This is a genomic window from Rhizobium sp. AAP116 (assembly GCF_001295785.1).
In the GTDB taxonomy this organism is placed as follows: domain Bacteria; phylum Pseudomonadota; class Alphaproteobacteria; order Rhizobiales; family Rhizobiaceae; genus Allorhizobium.
In genome coordinates this window covers 66,059-82,313 of the sequence record NZ_LJIB01000012.1, presented here as the reverse complement: position 1 = coordinate 82,313, position 16,255 = coordinate 66,059, and the positions used below count along the sequence as shown (strand labels likewise).

12 protein-coding genes are annotated in these 16,255 nt (G+C 59.7%); 11 read left to right on the top strand and 1 reads right to left on the bottom strand.

The features are described from left to right. Positions 1-15 precede the first annotated feature (15 nt). The 10 genes from IP85_RS10185 to IP85_RS10140 all read left to right on the top strand — a co-directional run bounded on the left by IP85_RS10185 (position 16) and on the right by IP85_RS10140 (position 11,525). Positions 16-963, top strand: coding sequence for an ABC transporter permease (locus tag IP85_RS10185; protein ID WP_054149573.1), 948 nt, complete (start codon positions 16-18; stop codon positions 961-963). A 13-nt stretch (positions 964-976) separates the two neighbouring features. After that, positions 977-2,194 carry an alanine racemase gene (locus IP85_RS10180; RefSeq protein ID WP_054149572.1) on the top strand — a complete coding sequence of 406 codons (1,218 nt, stop codon included), beginning with the start codon at positions 977-979 and terminating at the stop codon, positions 2,192-2,194. Next, a complete protein-coding gene (locus tag IP85_RS10175; RefSeq protein WP_054149571.1) occupies positions 2,191-2,925 on the top strand; it encodes an ATP-binding cassette domain-containing protein in 735 nt (244 codons plus the stop codon). Before IP85_RS10180 ends, IP85_RS10175 begins: the two co-directional genes overlap by 4 nt. 738 nt (positions 2,926-3,663) lie before the next feature. Next, the gene (locus IP85_RS10170) at positions 3,664-4,740 is read left to right on the top strand and encodes a transporter substrate-binding protein (protein ID WP_054149570.1); all 1,077 of its coding nucleotides are present in this window, start codon (positions 3,664-3,666) and stop codon (positions 4,738-4,740) included. Further along, a complete protein-coding gene (locus IP85_RS10165; protein ID WP_054149569.1) occupies positions 4,737-5,348 on the top strand; it encodes an ANTAR domain-containing protein in 612 nt (203 codons plus the stop codon). The genes IP85_RS10170 and IP85_RS10165 overlap by 4 nt, the downstream gene beginning before the upstream one ends. After that, a complete protein-coding gene (locus tag IP85_RS10160) occupies positions 5,323-6,222 on the top strand; it encodes an ABC transporter permease (protein WP_197278004.1) in 900 nt (299 codons plus the stop codon). The genes IP85_RS10165 and IP85_RS10160 overlap by 26 nt, the downstream gene beginning before the upstream one ends. Further along, complete coding sequence (locus tag IP85_RS10155; RefSeq protein ID WP_054149568.1) at positions 6,222-7,142, top strand: ABC transporter permease; 921 nt, start codon at positions 6,222-6,224, stop codon at positions 7,140-7,142. Before IP85_RS10160 ends, IP85_RS10155 begins: the two co-directional genes overlap by 1 nt. A 27-nt stretch (positions 7,143-7,169) precedes the next feature. After that, positions 7,170-8,786, top strand: a complete 1,617-nt coding sequence (locus IP85_RS10150) for an ABC transporter substrate-binding protein (RefSeq protein ID WP_054149567.1) — start codon at positions 7,170-7,172, stop codon at positions 8,784-8,786. Between the two features lie 7 nt (positions 8,787-8,793). After that, a complete protein-coding gene (locus IP85_RS10145) occupies positions 8,794-9,753 on the top strand; it encodes an acetamidase/formamidase family protein (RefSeq protein WP_054149566.1) in 960 nt (319 codons plus the stop codon). Further along, complete coding sequence (locus IP85_RS10140) at positions 9,750-11,525, top strand: ABC transporter ATP-binding protein (RefSeq protein ID WP_156322823.1); 1,776 nt, start codon at positions 9,750-9,752, stop codon at positions 11,523-11,525. Before IP85_RS10145 ends, IP85_RS10140 begins: the two co-directional genes overlap by 4 nt. A gap of 441 nt (positions 11,526-11,966) precedes the next feature. Here the strand turns inward: IP85_RS10140 and IP85_RS10135 are convergent, their stop codons facing one another. Beyond that, on the bottom strand, positions 11,967-15,197 hold the full coding sequence (locus IP85_RS10135; protein WP_082347644.1) for a PAS domain S-box protein: 3,231 nt from the start codon (positions 15,195-15,197) through the stop codon (positions 11,967-11,969). A gap of 508 nt (positions 15,198-15,705) precedes the next feature. On the opposite strand from IP85_RS10135, the gene IP85_RS10130 reads away from it, so the two are divergent. Further along, a complete protein-coding gene (locus IP85_RS10130) occupies positions 15,706-16,209 on the top strand; it encodes a ferritin-like domain-containing protein (protein ID WP_054149565.1) in 504 nt (167 codons plus the stop codon). The last annotated feature ends 46 nt before the right edge of the window (positions 16,210-16,255 follow it).

Below are 16,255 nucleotides of genomic sequence, written 5' to 3'. Positions count from 1 at the left end.
GTTTGGACGCATGTTATGAACTTTACACTCCCCTCGCGCGCCGCCTTGCAGGGACTGATCGTCTATGCCGGCTTTGTTCTGATCTTCCTTTTCTTCTCGGTTATGCTTTGGGATCGCGGGTTTCTGTCGGCCCAGAACCTGACCAACATCGTCTTGCAGACGGCGCCCGCGACGGTGCTGGCCGTCGGGCTTGTTTTTGTGCTGGCAGCTGGGGAAATCGACCTGTCCTTTGGCGCTGCCGTTGCATTGGCCGCGATCGTCGCGGCCATGGTGATGCGGGTCTATCCTTGGCCTATTGGCGTGCTGGCTGGAATGGCAACCGGCATGGCCGTTGGGCTGGTGAACGGTGCTATTGTCGCCTATGCGCGGCTGCCCTCCTTTCTGGTCACACTGGCCACTATGGGCGTCGTCGCCGGACTGGCGCGTGAGTTGTCGAACCTGCAATCCATTCCTGTCACCGCAGAGCCATTCATCGCTGTCTTCGGCGGCGGCCGCGTTTTCGGCATCCCTTCGCTGGTTCTCTGGACCATGGCAGCGCTGGTAATCGGCCATCTGATCTTTCGGGAAACCCGTTATGGCGCACATGTTCTGGCCACAGGCGACAACCCGAGGGCGGCCCTGGTATCTGGTATACGCGTCGTGCGCCTGCGGCTTTCGGTCATGGTGCTGTCTGGGGCCTGCGCGGGTCTGGCTGGGCTCCTCTATGCAGGCCGCCTACAGGCCGCCCGCTATACCTTGGGTGAGAGCGATCTGATGACGGTGATCGCAGCTGTCATCGTCGGTGGCACAGCTTTGAGCGGCGGTCGGGGGACTATTCCGGGCGCGCTGGTCGGCAGTCTGATGATGGGCATGTTGTCAAATGGGCTGATCCTGATGGGCCTGTCCGTCTCTTGGCAGATGATCATCAAGGGCCTGATCGTACTGGTTGCCGTTGCCGTTTCGTTGCGCGAACCCAACCGCTAACAGGAGGCTCCTCATGTTCCTTGACGTCCTGCGCCGCCGCAATCCTGATTTCATCCGGACCGCACAGTCCCTGCATCAGGCCGGAATGATCCCCGCGAATTCTTATGTTCTCGATCTGGATGCTGTTACCGAAAACGCTCGCATTATGCGCGCTGAGGGCGACCGACTGGGCCTGAAGGTCTATGCAATGACCAAGCAGGTCAGCCGTAATACTGGGTTTTCCCGCGCTGTGATGGCGGGTGGAATTGACCGGGCGGTGGCCGTAGACATGGCCTGTGCCATCGCATGCCAAAACGCGGGCCTGCGGATCGGCCATCTTGGTCATCTGGTTCAAGTGCCCCGCGCCGAAGCCGCCATGGCCGCGCGTGACCTTGCACCCGACTATTGGACGGTGTTTTCAGACGATAAGGCCGCCGAGGCGGCCACTGCTGCAAAGGCGTCGGGCCGCGAACAAGCCCTTCTTGCCCGCGTCCAGACCCAAGGTGATACGTTTTACCGGGGTCACGAAGGCGGATTTGCAGCTGAAGCTGCGGTTGAGGCCGCGCGCCGGATCGACGCGCTGGATGGCGCGTGCTTCGCCGGGATTACCACCTTCCCAGCGCAGCTTTACGATCATGCCAGCCGTAGAGTGCGCCATACCCCGAACTTGGCCACCCTGCAGCGCACCGCAGATGCGCTACGCCGGGCTGGCTTTTCAGACCTTGAAATCAACGCCCCCGGCACGACATCGCTGGTCACCTTGCAGGCACTGGCCGAAGCAGGCGCGACGCAGGTGGAGCCGGGCAATGGTCTCCATGGCACGACGCCGCTGCATGCAGTGGATGACCTGCCAGAACGTCCCGCCGTTCTTTATCTGACCGAAGTCAGCCACCTGCACGCTGGTCGCGCCTATTGCTTTGGCGGCGGGCTCTACATTGACCCGGTGTTCCCGGAATATGATGTGCAGGCTTTGGTTGGCCCTGAACCGACCGTTGATGCCGCATCCTTGCGGTCGGTTGAAATCCCGCCCCCTGCTGCGATTGACTACTACGGCATGATCGACGCCACCGGGCCAACGCCACCGCGCACCGGCGACACCGTTGTTTTCGGCTTCCGCGGCCAGGCCTTCGTCACTCGCGCCTATTCCGTGGGGATCGCCGGAATCTCGACTGGCAACCCGCAGGTCATATCCATTGAGAATATTTTTGGTCAGCCAGAGCCCTGGCCCCGTTTGCGTAAGGCAATATCATGACCCCAGTTCTGCAACTCAAGAATATCCGCAAGTCATTCGGTGGTGTCACCGCGATTCAGGACTTCTCGCTTGACCTTAATGCGGGGGAAGTGGTGGCTCTGGTAGGAGACAATGGCGCCGGCAAATCCACACTGATCAAGATGATCTCGGGCGTTTACCCCCCATCCTCGGGCGAGATCCTGCTGGATGGTGAACCCGCCAGCTTTGCCGATGCCTCAGTTGCGCGCGAGCGTGGGATCGAAGTGGTCTATCAGGACCTTGCCCTTGCCGACCAACAGACGGTCTACATGAACCTCTTTCTGGGCCGCGAACCCGTGAAAGGCCCACTTCGCCTGCTGGATCGTAAACGGATGATCGCGGAAACCGAGGCTCTGGTGAAGGAACTTGATGTGCGCATCCCTTCGGCCTCCGCTACCATCCGCGACCTGTCGGGTGGTCAAAGGCAGGGTGTCGCCATTGCGCGCGCCACACATTGGGCCAAAAAGCTCGTCCTTCTCGATGAACCCACAGCAGCACTTGGGGTTGCCGAAACCGCACGGGTTGAGGCGACAATTGAGGCGCTGAAGCTACGTAAACTTGCTATTTTCATCATCTCGCATAGCCTTGATCAGGTATTCCGCCTGTCTGATCGCATCTGTGTCCTGCGCCGGGGTCAGCAGATTGGCATCAGGGAAACGGCCAAGACCGACAAGAACGAAATCATCGCCATGATCACAGGGGTTGCGGCATGAACGGCCCGGGACACCTGATGGTCGCTGAAGGTACAGAAATTCCTGCAGCGATCGAAGAGGGCTGATGGAGTGGATGCCCCCTCCCGACGGCATCGCAATGTGCACCTCAAGGCATCGCGAACCTAGCCCTGTTGGCGAAGACTATTGAAGATCACGAAGCCGGCCTCGAGCTTATCGTTGTAGAGACCGGCCGACTGTATCTGGACCAAATCGAGGCGCTGTCCTCGCGCATCGCGTCGCTGGTGGCCTGAACCCTAATATCCCTCCAGTGTTAGGGAGCAGAGCAATCAGAGCAATCAGAGCAGTGATCTTCTTGCCTCAAAGCTAGGAAAGAAGGTGTCTAGAAATCTCGGGGCTATTCAAACGAACGTCTGACGAGCCAATATCCCGGACGATGCGTGATCCGTTTCCAGCGGGCGATGATCTCGCCGGCAACAAGCGAGACGGCTCAAGTTTGCCTGACGAGCTTTGCTTTCGATGATCCATCAGTTCATCGCTGGACGGACGTGGAAAACGCGGGGATTTTCGGCAATTGCAGAGGCAGAAATCAGCAAGTGCACAAATGTTGCGCGCCGCAGCATCTGTGCGATGGATTCATGCAGTTTCAGTGGCTGATTTTGAAATTATGCTTTCAATCTCAGGTTTGCGAGACTAAACTGGAAGAAATAGCGGCACCTGAGCCCCGTTTCGATCGCGTCCATGACGCGCATCGGCGGGGCTTTTTGCATTGGGAATCGGATGAAGCGAATCGTAGACATTGGTGTGCTATTGTCACGCAGCGGCATGTATGCCGCCTTGTCGCGGGCTAGCCGCGACGGCGTGTTTCGTGGTGTCGAGGAGGTCAATGCCGATCCGGGGCTCGATGTATCCTTCCGCGTCACCGAACGCGACCCTGACGGACGGCTTGACCGTTATGCGCCTCTCTGCCGCGAAATCCTGCGTGGCTCCGGCGTGCGCCATATCTTCGGCTGCATCACATCCGCAAGTCGCAAGGAGGTCATTCCTGAACTCGAGCGCTTCGACGGAATCTTGTGGTACCCAGTGCCTTATGAGGGATTTGAGGCGTCCGAGCGGGTTGCCTACATGCATGCCTGCCCGAACCAGCATCTGCTGCCGCTTTTGGACTGGGCGCTGCCCACGCTGGGAAAGCGCGCCTATCTCGTCGGCTCCAATTATATCTGGGGCTGGGAGATGGCGCAGATCGCGCGCGAGAAGATCGCAGCTGCGGGCGGACAGGTCCTGGGCGATCGCTACCTTCCCATCGGTGACACCGAACTCGACCACATCATCAGTGATATAAGGGCATTGAAGCCGAGCTTCATACTGAATTCGCTCGTCGGCGACAGCGCTTACGCCTTTCTGGCGCGGCTCGCCCAGTTAAAGCAAGAGGCCGAATTCGTCGATGGCTTGACCGTGCTGTCGTGCAACTTCACCGAATGCGAGATCGAGGCGGCAGGCGAGGCGGCCGAAGGGCTGGTTTCGGCCGGTCCGTGGTTCGAGCCAGACGGCGGGAGGGGCGGATCGTTTTACGAGATGGCGCGCCAGTCCGTGCATGAACTGGCCCTGCTTCTGCATGGTCGCGCCGAGGCAGAAGAGCTTCCCCTGGCGGAACTCCTGCACACGGCGCTCAAGGCGGGCCGCACGACGCGCCTTGATCCCGTGCACCTGCATGCGCGCCAGCCGGCGATTGTCGCGCGTCTGGAAAATGGTCGGTTTCAGGAGATCAGGCGACTGCCTGTGATGCGTGCCGATCCATACCTCACGCAAAGGGCGCAGCCCGCCTATTCGGGCTCCCACTTGAAAGTGGTGTCATGACCCGCATCAGGACAGAAAATCTGGGTGGAGCAACCGCGTGGATCCTGCACCGACCTCACCCTTCCGTAAATGGGCTTGTCCGCCAACTCGGGGTCATTGGCCTTGAGGTCCACGAGGTCTGGCCCGAGCTTCCGGCCGAGACGATCGAGGCAGACTTCATCTTCTACGATGCAGACATGGGCCACGACGAGCAGTTCCCCTGGACGCCCGGACAGTCACCCATGCCGATGATCGCGCTTATCGGATCGGAAGCGCCGGGCCGCTTGCGCTGGGCTATGGAAATGGGCGCGCACGCCCAGCTACTGAAGCCGATGAGCGACAAGGGCGTCTATGCGGCTCTCCTCGTCGCGCGCAGCAATTTCGATCGGGCCAAGGCCTCCGAAGCCCTGATCGCCGATCTGCAGAGCCGCCTTTCGGCACGTCAGACGATCGTACGCGCCGTCATGCTCTTCGTGATGAAGGGCAAGACGGAAGCCGAGGCCTATGACCTTCTGCGTCAGACCGCGATGGCTTGGCGCGTGACGATCGAGATTGCCGCCGAGCGGCTGGTGGCTAATCACTCGCATGAAAGGGGTGCCGACGATGGCAGACGCATCGATCCCGCCTGAATCCTTGGCCGCACCGGAAAGCGGGCCATCCGTGTGGCGGCAACTGGCTGAACGCAAGCTGGCGCTATTGGGGCTCCTGATCACCTTTGTCTGCGTCGGTGGCGCGATCTTCGCCCCGTTGCTTGCACCCTTCGATCCTTACGAGCAATTCTTTGACGGCCTCACCATCGAAGGCGCGCCCTTGCCGCCGAACACGATGTTCTGGTTCGGCACGGATCTTCTGGGCAGAGACCTGTTCTCACGCATCCTGTATGGCGCGCAGACCTCGCTCGTGATCGGGCTGGTTGCCAACGGAACCGCCTTGCTGATCGGCACGCTGGTCGGCGTGACCGCGGGTTACTTCCGCGGCATCATCGGTGCGGTGCTGATGCGCTTCACCGATCTGATGATGGCCTTTCCGGCATTGCTCCTGGCGATCTGTCTGGCTGCGATCTTTTCCCCGTCCCTCTGGATCGTTGCGATGGTGATTGCCTTTGTGAACTGGGTCCAGACGGCACGCGTGATCTTCACGCAGACCTCCTCGCTCGCCGAACGCGACTATATCGCGGCGGAAAAGACGCTTGGCGCCGGCCATGGGCGCATCCTGTTCAAGCACATCCTGCCACATCTGATCCCGACTTTGATCGTCTGGGGGACGCTTGGAATCTCCACCACCGTCCTCTTGGAGGCGACCTTGTCGTTCCTCGGCATCGGTGTTCCGCCGCCGATTCCGTCCTGGGGCAACATCATCTTCGAGAACCAGACCTACTTCCAGTCTGCACCTTGGCTGGTCTTCATTCCCGGGGCGGCGATCCTGTTGCTGGCGCTTGCGTTCAACCTCGTCGGCGACGCGCTACGCGACATTCTCGATCCGACACAACAGGGGCGTGACTGATGGCTGCCTATATCCTCAGACGCCTGGTTCAGTCGGCGCTTATCCTGCTCGGCGTGTCCTTCATCACCTTCGTCCTTCTTTACGTCCTGCCGGCAGACCCGGTCCGTCAGATCGCCGGTCGCTCCGCAACAGCTGCAACTGTCGAGAGCATTCGCCAGCAGCTCGGGCTGGATCAGCCGTTTCTCGTGCAGTACGGCAACTATCTCTTGAACCTCGTCCAGGGCGATTTCGGACGCTCTTATCTTCAGAAAACGGAAGTCGCCGAGCTCCTGTTCTCGCGCCTGCCGGCAACCTTGCTCCTGCTCGTTGCAGCGATCGGTTGCGAGCTCCTGATCGGCCTGCCGCTCGGCATCGTGGCTGCGCTCAATCGCGGCAAGGCGATCGACAACGGGCTGATGCTAACGAGCTTCCTGACGGTCTCTGCGCCGCAATTCGTCGTGGCGCTGTTGTTGCTGTTCGTCTTTGCGGTGAAGCTCGGCTGGTTCCCGATCGGCGGATACGGCACCTTCGCCCATCTCGTTTTGCCGGCCGTGACACTCGGTATTCTCGGCTCGGGCTGGTACTCGCGTATCATGCGATCCTCCATGGTCGACGTATTGCGGGCCGACTTCATCCGTACCGCCCGCGCCAAGGGCCTCGGCCGCAGCAGGGTCATTCTTGGACATGCCCTGCCCAACGCCATCCTGCCGATCATCGCGATGATCGGTATCGACATCGGCCTCTTCATGTCCGGCATTGTCGTTGTCGAAAGTGTCTTTGGCTGGCCCGGTATCGGTCAGCTGGCCTGGCAAGCGATCCAGCGCGTCGACATCCCGATCATCATGGGCGTCACGCTCGTCTCTGCCTGCGGCATCGTCATCGGCAACCTGATCGCCGACCTGATTTCGCCGCTCATCGATCCGCGCATCAAGCTGCGCTGAAACCGTCAACCCACAGGAGTAAGGCCTATGAAGAAGCTTATCCTTTCAACTGCGCTCGCAACCCTCATGGCCCTGCCGGCCTTTGCGCCGGCCACGGCCCAGGAACCGAAGCATGGTGGCAATATGGTCGTTACGTATAAGGACGATGTCGCGACGCTCGATCCGGCGATCGGTTATGACTGGCAGAACTGGTCGATGATCAAGTCGGTCTTCGACGGTCTCATGGACTACGAACCCGGCACCACCAACCTGCGTCCGGGTCTTGCCGAAAGCCATGAGATTTCCGAGGACGGCTTGACCTATACATTCAAGCTGCGCCCCGGCGTCAAGTTCCACAATGGCCGCGAACTCGTGGCTGACGACGTCGTCTACTCGATCAACCGCGTGATCAACCCGGCCACGCAGTCACCCGGCCAGGGCTTCTTTGCGATGATCGACGGCTATGACGCCGCTGCTGAGGGCAAGGCCGAGACCGTCTCGGGCGTGTCTGCGCCCGATGCCAGCACTGTCGTCTTCAAGCTGTCGCGTCCGGACGCAACTTTCCTGCATGTCATGGCGCTCAACTTCTCGTTTGTCGTTCCGAAGGAAGCGGTCGAGGAAGCCGGAGCAGATTTCGGCAAGAAGCCGGTCGGCACAGGGGCATTCAAGTTGACCGAATGGACGCTCGGGCAGCGCCTCGTCTTCGAGAAGAACGCCGATTATTGGATCTCGGGCGTTCCCTATCTCGACAGCTTCACGGTTGAAGTCGGTCAGGAGCCGGTCGTCGCCTTGCTGCGGGCACAGAACGGTGAGGTCGATATCCCAGGTGACGGCATTCCGCCGGCCAAGTTCGTCGAAGTGATGCAGGATGAAGCGCAGAAAAGCCTCGTGGTCGAAGGCGGCCAGTTGCATACCGGCTACATCACCATGAATGTCACCAAGGCGCCGTTCGACAAGGTCGAGGTGCGCCGTGCCGTGAACATGGCGATCAACAAGGATCGCATTGTTCAGGTTATCAATGGACGTGCCGTTCCGGCAACCCAGCCGCTTCCGCCATCCATGCCGGGCTACACTCAAGCTTACGAGGGCTACAAGTTCGACCAGGAAGGCGCAAAGAAGCTCCTGGCCGAGGCCGGTTACGCAGAGGGGTTTGAGACCGAACTCTTCGTCATGAACACCGATCCGAACCCGCGTATCGCCCAGGCGATCCAGCAGGATCTGAAGGCAATCGGCATCAACGCCTCGATCAAGTCCCTGGCGCAAGCCAATGTGATCGAGGCAGGCGGTGCCGGCAATGCGCCGATGATCTGGTCCGGCGGTATGGCCTGGATCGCCGACTTCCCGGATCCGGCAAACTTCTACGGGCCGATCCTTGGATGCGGCGGTGCCGGCGAAGGTGGCTGGAACTGGTCGAAATACTGCAACGCGGACCTCGACAAGATGGCCGCAGACGCCGATTCCATCGTCGATCCTGCCAAGGTGGACGAACGCCTCGCCAAATGGTCCGACATCTACATGAAGGTGATGGAAGACGCGCCCTGGGCGCCGGTGTTCAACGAGCAGCGCTATACGATGAAGTCTGCCCGCATGGGGGGGGATAACGCCCTGTATGTCGATCCGGTGTCCATCCCGGTCAACTACGACTACGTCTTCATCAAGGAGTGATGCAGCCATGTGCAAGCACTGCAATCACACGATCCACGCCCATCAGCACCATTTCGGCTGGGACAATTCCTTTGCTCCGGCACTCAATGCTGCACCGGGCGAGACGATCCTGTTCCAGTGCCTTGACAGTTCTGGGGGCCAACTTGGCCCCCAGTCCACCGTCGAGGATGTGCAGGCGCTCGATTTCGCCAAGATCAACCCGGTGTCGGGTCCGATCTATGTCGATGGTGCGAAGCCCGGTGACGTGCTGAAGGTGACCATCGAGAGCTTCACGCCGCAGCTTCGTGACGGCGCCGGCTTCGGCTGGACAGCGAACATCCCGGGCTTCGGGCTGCTGGCCGACCAGTTCACCGTGCCTGCGCTCAATGTCTGGAAGTTTGACGCGACGAGCATGGAGCCCGCGCTGTTTGGCAAGACCGCGCGCGTGCCTCTCAAGCCCTTTGCGGGAACGATCGGCAATGCGCTTGCCGAGAACGGTCATCATACGGTTGTGCCGCCGCGGCGTGTGGGCGGCAATCTTGATATCCGCGATCTTTCCGCTGGAACGACGCTTTATCTGCCGGTCGAGGTCGAGGGTGCGCTGTTTTCTGTTGGCGATACCCACGCCGCTCAGGGCGATGGTGAGGTTTGCGGCACGGCCATCGAAAGTCCCTTCGATGTCGTTTTGACACTCGACCTGATCAAGGATCAGCCACTGAAGATGCCGCGTTTCACGACGCCAGGGCCGGTCACGCGTCATCTCGATTCCAAGGGCTATGAGGTGACGACCGGCATCGGTCCGGACCTATGGGCTGCGGCGAGGGATGCCGTCTCCGGCATGGTCGATCTTCTCGCAACGACGCAGAAGATGGATCCTGTCGACGCCTATATGCTCGTCTCGACCTGCGGTGATCTTCGGATTTCCGAAATCGTCGACATGCCGAATGTCGTGGTGAGCTTCTACTTCCCGAGGGCCGTCTTCGAATGACCGCATCCATGCTTTCTCCCGTGGCCGAGCCAATGGCTGACGTCGTCTTGTCGGTTCGCGACCTGCAGGTGTCTGCCCGCTCGGACCAGGGACTTGTCCCGCTGGTCGATGGGCTGAGCTTTGACCTGCATCGAGGTGAGACCCTTGCGATCGCGGGAGAAAGCGGTTCGGGCAAGTCGATAACCTCGCTGGCCTGCATGGGCCTTTTGCCCGAACCCGGGGTGCGGGTGACAGGCGGTTCAATCCGCTTCGAGGACACCGAACTGACGACCCTGCCGGAAAAGCGGATGCAGGCGATGCGCGGCGCGCGCATCGCCATGATCTTCCAGGAGCCGATGACCGCGCTCAATCCGGTCATGAGCATTGGCCGTCAATTGATCGAAGCGATCCGCGCGCACGAGCAACTGTCGGTGTCGCAGGCGCGAGCCCGCGCGCTCGAAGCGGTCAAGGCGGTGCGTCTCTCGCAACCGGAGAAGCGGCTTGAGCAATATCCGCATGAACTCTCTGGCGGCATGCGGCAACGCGTCATGATCGCCATGGCAATTGCGCTGCGACCCGCCGTTCTCATTGCCGACGAGCCGACAACGGCGCTCGATGTCACGGTTCAGCGTGAGGTTCTCGATCTGCTGCGCGACCTGCAGAAGGAGCTGGGGACCGCCGTCATCCTGATTACCCATGACATGGGCGTCGTTGCCGAAATGGCCGATCGCGTGATTGTCATGCGCAAGGGGCAGATGGTCGAGGCCGCGGGCACGGTCGATCTCTTCGATGCGCCGAAAGACCAATACACGCGCGATTTGCTTGCGGCGGTGCCGCGCATCGGGGGCGGGGCTGAGCGTCCCGCTCTTGAGACCCGCGATGTGCTCGTGCGTTATAACGACGTATCGGTGAATTTCCCAATCCGTGCGGGGCTTCTTGGACGGGTTGCGGCGCGTGTGCATGCGGTCGAGCATGTTTCGCTGGAGATATACCGCGGCGAAACCCTGTCGCTCGTCGGCGAATCCGGCTGCGGGAAGTCGACAATGGCAAAGGCGCTGGTCGGACTGGTGCCCCACGAAGGCCGCATCGAGATCAACGGTCAGGCCATGGGGGAACTTCGCGCTGCCGGCCGCAAGGCGATCCGGCGCGATTTACAGATCGTCTTCCAGGACCCCATGGCAGCGCTTGATGCTCGCATGACCGTCGGCGAGCTTATCCGCGAACCGCTTGTTATCCACGGGATTGGAACGCCGGCCGAGCAGAAGGCACGCGTGCGCGAGCTCCTGGAGCGCGTGGAGATGTCGCCGAGCGTCTATAATCGCTATCCGCACCAGTTTTCCGGTGGTCAGCGTCAGCGCATTTGCATCGCGCGCGCCTTGGCTCTGAAACCGAAGCTGATCGTCTGTGATGAAAGCGTCGCTGCCTTGGACGTGTCGATCCAGGCAAAGGTGCTTGACCTTCTGCGCGACCTGCAGAAGGAAAGCGGCGTGACTTATTTCTTTATCAGTCACGACATGGCAGTGGTGGAGAATATCTCCGATCGTGTCGCGGTCATGTATCTTGGCCAGATCGTGGAAATGGGGACGCGCGCGCAGCTTTTCGGCAATCCGCAGCATCCATACACCAGGCGCCTCTTGGAAGCCGTCCCGGTTCCGGACCCGCGCCGAAAGAGATTGGCCGCTCCCCGCCTGGCGGGTGAGATCCCGAGCCCGGTGTGGAAGGTCGGCGTACAGCCAGAGCGCGTCACGTTGGTCGATATCGGCCATGGCCACCTCGTGGGAGATCTCGGCTAGATCACGGGCGCCCGCACCGCGGATTTCGATCACTCGGCTTGTGTGACCAAAACTGGCTTGTCGTCAGAGCAGGACTTTGACCGAACTTCGTTCTTTACCCTCAATGGTGGCGACTTACCTGCCTTGTCCTCGCGCTTGTACAGCATGATGTGCGGGAACGGGATTTCTACGCCTCGGCGGTCGAAGACCTGTTTGATCAGCTCGTTGTAAGCGCGGCTGGTTGCCCAGTGGCCGCCGGGAACGGTCTTGATGCGCGCGCACTGTGACGGGGCTGTCGCCGAAAGCGGTTACGCCATGCATCTCGAGCCGGTCGATGATCATCTCCCGCTATTCGGTCTGCATCAAAAGGTCGAACGCCTCGTGTATCGCCTCCTTCACCTCGGCGATGTCCTCTCGCCAGGCGACGCCGATCTCGGCGCAGAACAGCCCGCCGCGCTACCCTCAATCCAAGACCTGCCTGAGATCCTCGACGTCATAGGGCTTAGCAAGCCACTTCACCTGCGTACCAAGTTGCGCACCATCTTTCAGATCAGAGGCGGACAGGCCCGACGCGATGATGATGCGAATGGCCGGCCATCGCGTCTGTACCTCTTGAGCCAAAGATGTTCCTGACACATCCGGCAGCCCGATGTCCGTTATCATCACGTCAATCGCATTATCCTGCAGAATTGCCATCGCTTTGGCTGCCGTTCCCGCCTCGAAGACGGTATGACCAAAGTCCGAAACCATATCACTCGCGGCCATAAGGATGAGTGGTTCGTCTTCAACCAGAAGAACACTGAGCGTGCGCGCTTCATCTTGTTTTTGGGCTGAGCCTATATCCAGCTTTGACGCGCGCCTGCTGTCACGATCCAGGCAGGCCCTTACACGATGAGCCAATTCGTCTCGGGTATAGGGTTTGCTTAAGAGCTCGACGCTTTCGTCCAGACGGCCGCCGTGGACGATCGAGTTTTCGGTGTATCCGGATGTGAACAGAACCGCCAATCCGGGAATGAGCTCTTGAGCGCGTTTGGCCATTTCGTGGCTCTTCAACGGACCCGGCATAACGACATCTGTAAACAAGAGATCGATTGGCATCCCGCTCTCGACGATTGCCAGGCCGCTTGTCGCGTCTCTTGCGCGCAACACTTTGTATTCGAGATCGACCAGCAGTTCGACGACAGTCGCACGCACATCGTCGTCATCCTCGACCACGAGGATGGTTTCGCTGCCACCGCGAGCCGGACCTGTCCAGGTAACCGAGGCGATGGCCTCCTGTTGCCGTATCCGCGGCAGATAAATGCGGAATGTCGTGCCTTCCCCCAATTCACTATAGACTTTGATGTGTCCGTTGGACTGCTTCACCAGACCGTAGACCATGCTCAGTCCAAGACCGGTTCCCTGTCCTGGCGGCTTGGTGGTGAAGAAAGGTTCGAAGACCTGGTCAATGATGTCTTGCGACATGCCGGATCCCGTGTCGGTGACAGCTATAAGGACATACTGTCCGGGCTCGATGTCTGGGTGTTGGCGCGCATACCGGTCATCCAAATAGGCGTTGCCCGCTTCAATTGTGAGCTTGCCCTGACCGTTCATGGCGTCACGGGCGTTTATTGCCAAGTTGAGAATCGCATTTTCGACCTGTGTTTCATCGACCAGTGCATTCCACAGACCACCCGCAATGATTGTCTCAACTTCGACCCCCTCGCCGAGGGCTCGTCGAAGAAGATCATCCATGCCTCGCACCAGCCTGCCCAGGTTGATGACTTTTGGTGCCAGGGGCTGCCTGCGCCCGAACGCAAGCAACTGTGCTGCTAGCTTTGCACCACGAGACACCCCGGCGATTGCGTTCTGCACCCGCTGCTCGGCGCGGATATTTCCGGCGACATCCTGGGTCAGAAGTTGCAGATTGCCGCCGATGACCTGGAGCAGGTTGTTGAAGTCGTGCGCAATTCCACCCGTGAGTTTACCGACGGCTTCCATCTTCTGGGCTTGCCGTAGCTGACCCTCAATGGCCTCTCTTTCAGCGACCGTTTCATCGACCCGTTTCTGAAGGGCTGCATTGAAATTCTCAAGTGCGGCGCGCGCTTCGATCTCGGCGGTGATGTTACGGGCTTCAATGACCGTCCCGATCGCAACTCCATTGGCGTCGAGGATCGGGCTTGCAGTGAAGCCCACGGGATAGAAGCTGCCATCCTTATGGATAAACGTCTCCTCACCCTGCACCCGATGCTCTTCCGGGAACGCCCGGTCGATTGCACACTCATGCAGCGGGAACGGCCGTCCGTCCGGATAGGTGTGATGAATGACGTCATGAAGCGGACGTCCCTTTGTCTCTTCGAACGTGTATCCCGTCAGTCGTTCCGCTGCCGGGTTCATGTAGACGCATTCCTGGCGATGATCCATCAGGAACACCGCCATGGTGGTGTTATCGAGGACAGTATCCAGACGCTGCGAGACCTGTTCCAGTGCGCGAAGTGCTGCGTCACGCTCCGTCGTATCCTCAATCGCCGCAAAGAAAACGGGGCGATTCTCGTCCTGCAGGAGCTGTAGCGATACCGAGACGTTGTAATCGCTACCATTCTTGCGCCGGTGCACAGTGTTAAACTGTTGGATCAGCTTTTCACCTGAGCGAAGCGGGGAAAGCAACGCGTCGAATTGTTCCGGCGACACCTCCGGCTTGATGTCGATTGGGGTGATCTCTCGCAACTCGTCCATGGTGTAGCCGAGATTTTTTCGGGCCCCCCGATTAACCAGGACGAAGTTGAGAGAATGCGCGTCAAAGACGAAGATTTCGCTGGCAGCATCCTCGACGATCCGGCCGAGCCGCTCGCTGGCCGAAGATGACGTCAAGCGGTGCAATTCGGCAGAGGCGCGTCCTGCATAGAATAACAGCGTCTCCTGCGGCTGCCGCGTAGGATCAAGTGGTTCGTCGTTGACAAGTGCGAGCAGTCCGATGCTGCGCCCGTCCGTCCCTTTCAGTGGTACCCCGAGATAGCTCTCAGCGCCGATCTCTGCCAGAAGCGGATCTTTGGGGAACAGCCTGGATACATCGGCAGGGTACTGGCACATTTCATCGCCAAGTACCTTTGCGCAGGGTGTGCCATCCAAATCGTACTCAAAGTAGTTCTGTCGACGGCCATCACCCCAGGCAGACAGAACCCTTGCCCGTAAAGGATTGTTCGGGTGAAGGTCGCATAGCAGAACCCACCGTGCGCCGAGCGCCTCAGCCAACCCCTCGACAAGCCCATCCAGGAACGGCCTCCCGATCAACTGCGAGCATTCAATCAGTCTCTGTCTGGCAGCATCGGCGCGTTTGCTAGCGGTCATGTCACGCGCGATCTGCGAAGCGCCTAGCACCTTGCCGTCCTGATCTTTGATCGGCGAGACGGTGAGCGAGATGTCCAGCAACTCGCCATCCTTGCGCAGCCGTTGTGTTTCTAGATGATTCACGCTCCCAGAACGGCCAACCCGAGCAAGGATCTCATCTTCCTCTGCATGGCGCTCGGCAGGGATGACCTGGCTGACGTGGTGCCCGATCATTTCGTCGGAGCAATAGCCGAACAATTTGGTGGCGCCCAAATTCCAACTTGTGACGATGCCGTTGAGCGAAATGCTGATAATCGCATCATCGCAATGCGCCACGATCGCCTCGAAGCTAGTTTCGTCGGATGCGTTCTCAAAGGTCTCAGTCAATGGTCTGTCTCATTGTAAGGCCCAGAGGCTTCAGCATCTGAGGAAAGTTGGCGGCACTTAAGGAGAGTAATGCTCCGATACTGACAACCTAGTTATGACAGAAAGAGCAGATGGTACAACGATTTGTCGGACCTACCTCGGTCGGACCAGCGCCGAGCTTGCCGCACCGCAGAGCCCCTGGCTGCGGAGGCGGTAGCAATGGCAGCGTGGCTAGGCTGGGCATGACGCAGCACGAGCCCCTCCTTCGCTGCAAATTACATGAATGTGGTTGGGACCGAGTGCCCGAACGATGTCTGCCTGGGTTCTCGGGCGTGTTTAACGCTAACGGCCGCTTTCGGAAATGATTGCCGCCTAGCGCCTTTATGTAAGTCGTGCAGCTTGTCGTCACACGCTAATGCTGACTCGCCATCGATCGCGAACAAGCATCCATCGGCTGTCGCAACTTGGGAACCATTGAGACATTGAAAGGTTGGGCACCCGATACTTCACAGATTTTGATGGTTCCCCAATGCCCAGCGAAAAGACGTTGTCCGACCTGTTCCTTGATACGCTCAAGGACATCTATTTTGCCGAAAAGCAGATCCTGAAGGCGTTGCCGAAGATGGCGCGGGCAGCCCAGTCCGAAGAGGGCAAGGCCGGCTTCCTGCAGCACCGCGACGAAACCCAGGGCCAGATCGAGCGCCTGGAACAGGTGTTCGAATTGCTCGGCAAGTCGCCGCGCGGCAAGACCTGCGAAGCCATACAGGGCATCCTCGCCGAGGGCGAAGAGATCATGGAAGACTACAAGGGGACTGCTGCCCTTGATGCGGGTATCATCTCATCGGCACAGGCTGTCGAGCATTATGAGATCGCCCGCTACGGCACGCTCAAGTCCTGGGCGAAGCAGCTCGGTCTGAAGGAAGCGATCCCGTTGCTGGATGCCAATCTCCAGGAAGAGATTGCGACCGATCAGAAACTGACGGCACTCGGCGAGGCGTCGGCAAACGTCAAGAGCATGAAGAAGGCCAGCTAAGCTGCCTCCAATGACTGAAAGACCGCCCGTTTGAGGCGGTCTTTTG

What these genes read in the sequence shown, in the direction of transcription:
- IP85_RS10185 (WP_054149573.1), top strand. Translation starts at nt 16, where the DNA reads ATGAACTTTACACTCCCCTCGCGCGCCGCCTTGCAGGGACTGATCGTC.
- IP85_RS10180 (WP_054149572.1), top strand. Translation starts at nt 977, where the DNA reads ATGTTCCTTGACGTCCTGCGCCGCCGCAATCCTGATTTCATCCGGACC.
- IP85_RS10175 (WP_054149571.1), top strand. Translation starts at nt 2,191, where the DNA reads ATGACCCCAGTTCTGCAACTCAAGAATATCCGCAAGTCATTCGGTGGT.
- IP85_RS10170 (WP_054149570.1), top strand. Translation starts at nt 3,664, where the DNA reads ATGAAGCGAATCGTAGACATTGGTGTGCTATTGTCACGCAGCGGCATG.
- IP85_RS10165 (WP_054149569.1), top strand. Translation starts at nt 4,737, where the DNA reads ATGACCCGCATCAGGACAGAAAATCTGGGTGGAGCAACCGCGTGGATC.
- IP85_RS10160 (WP_197278004.1), top strand. Translation starts at nt 5,323, where the DNA reads ATGGCAGACGCATCGATCCCGCCTGAATCCTTGGCCGCACCGGAAAGC.
- IP85_RS10155 (WP_054149568.1), top strand. Translation starts at nt 6,222, where the DNA reads ATGGCTGCCTATATCCTCAGACGCCTGGTTCAGTCGGCGCTTATCCTG.
- IP85_RS10150 (WP_054149567.1), top strand. Translation starts at nt 7,170, where the DNA reads ATGAAGAAGCTTATCCTTTCAACTGCGCTCGCAACCCTCATGGCCCTG.
- IP85_RS10145 (WP_054149566.1), top strand. Translation starts at nt 8,794, where the DNA reads ATGTGCAAGCACTGCAATCACACGATCCACGCCCATCAGCACCATTTC.
- IP85_RS10140 (WP_156322823.1), top strand. Translation starts at nt 9,750, where the DNA reads ATGACCGCATCCATGCTTTCTCCCGTGGCCGAGCCAATGGCTGACGTC.
- IP85_RS10130 (WP_054149565.1), top strand. Translation starts at nt 15,706, where the DNA reads ATGCCCAGCGAAAAGACGTTGTCCGACCTGTTCCTTGATACGCTCAAG.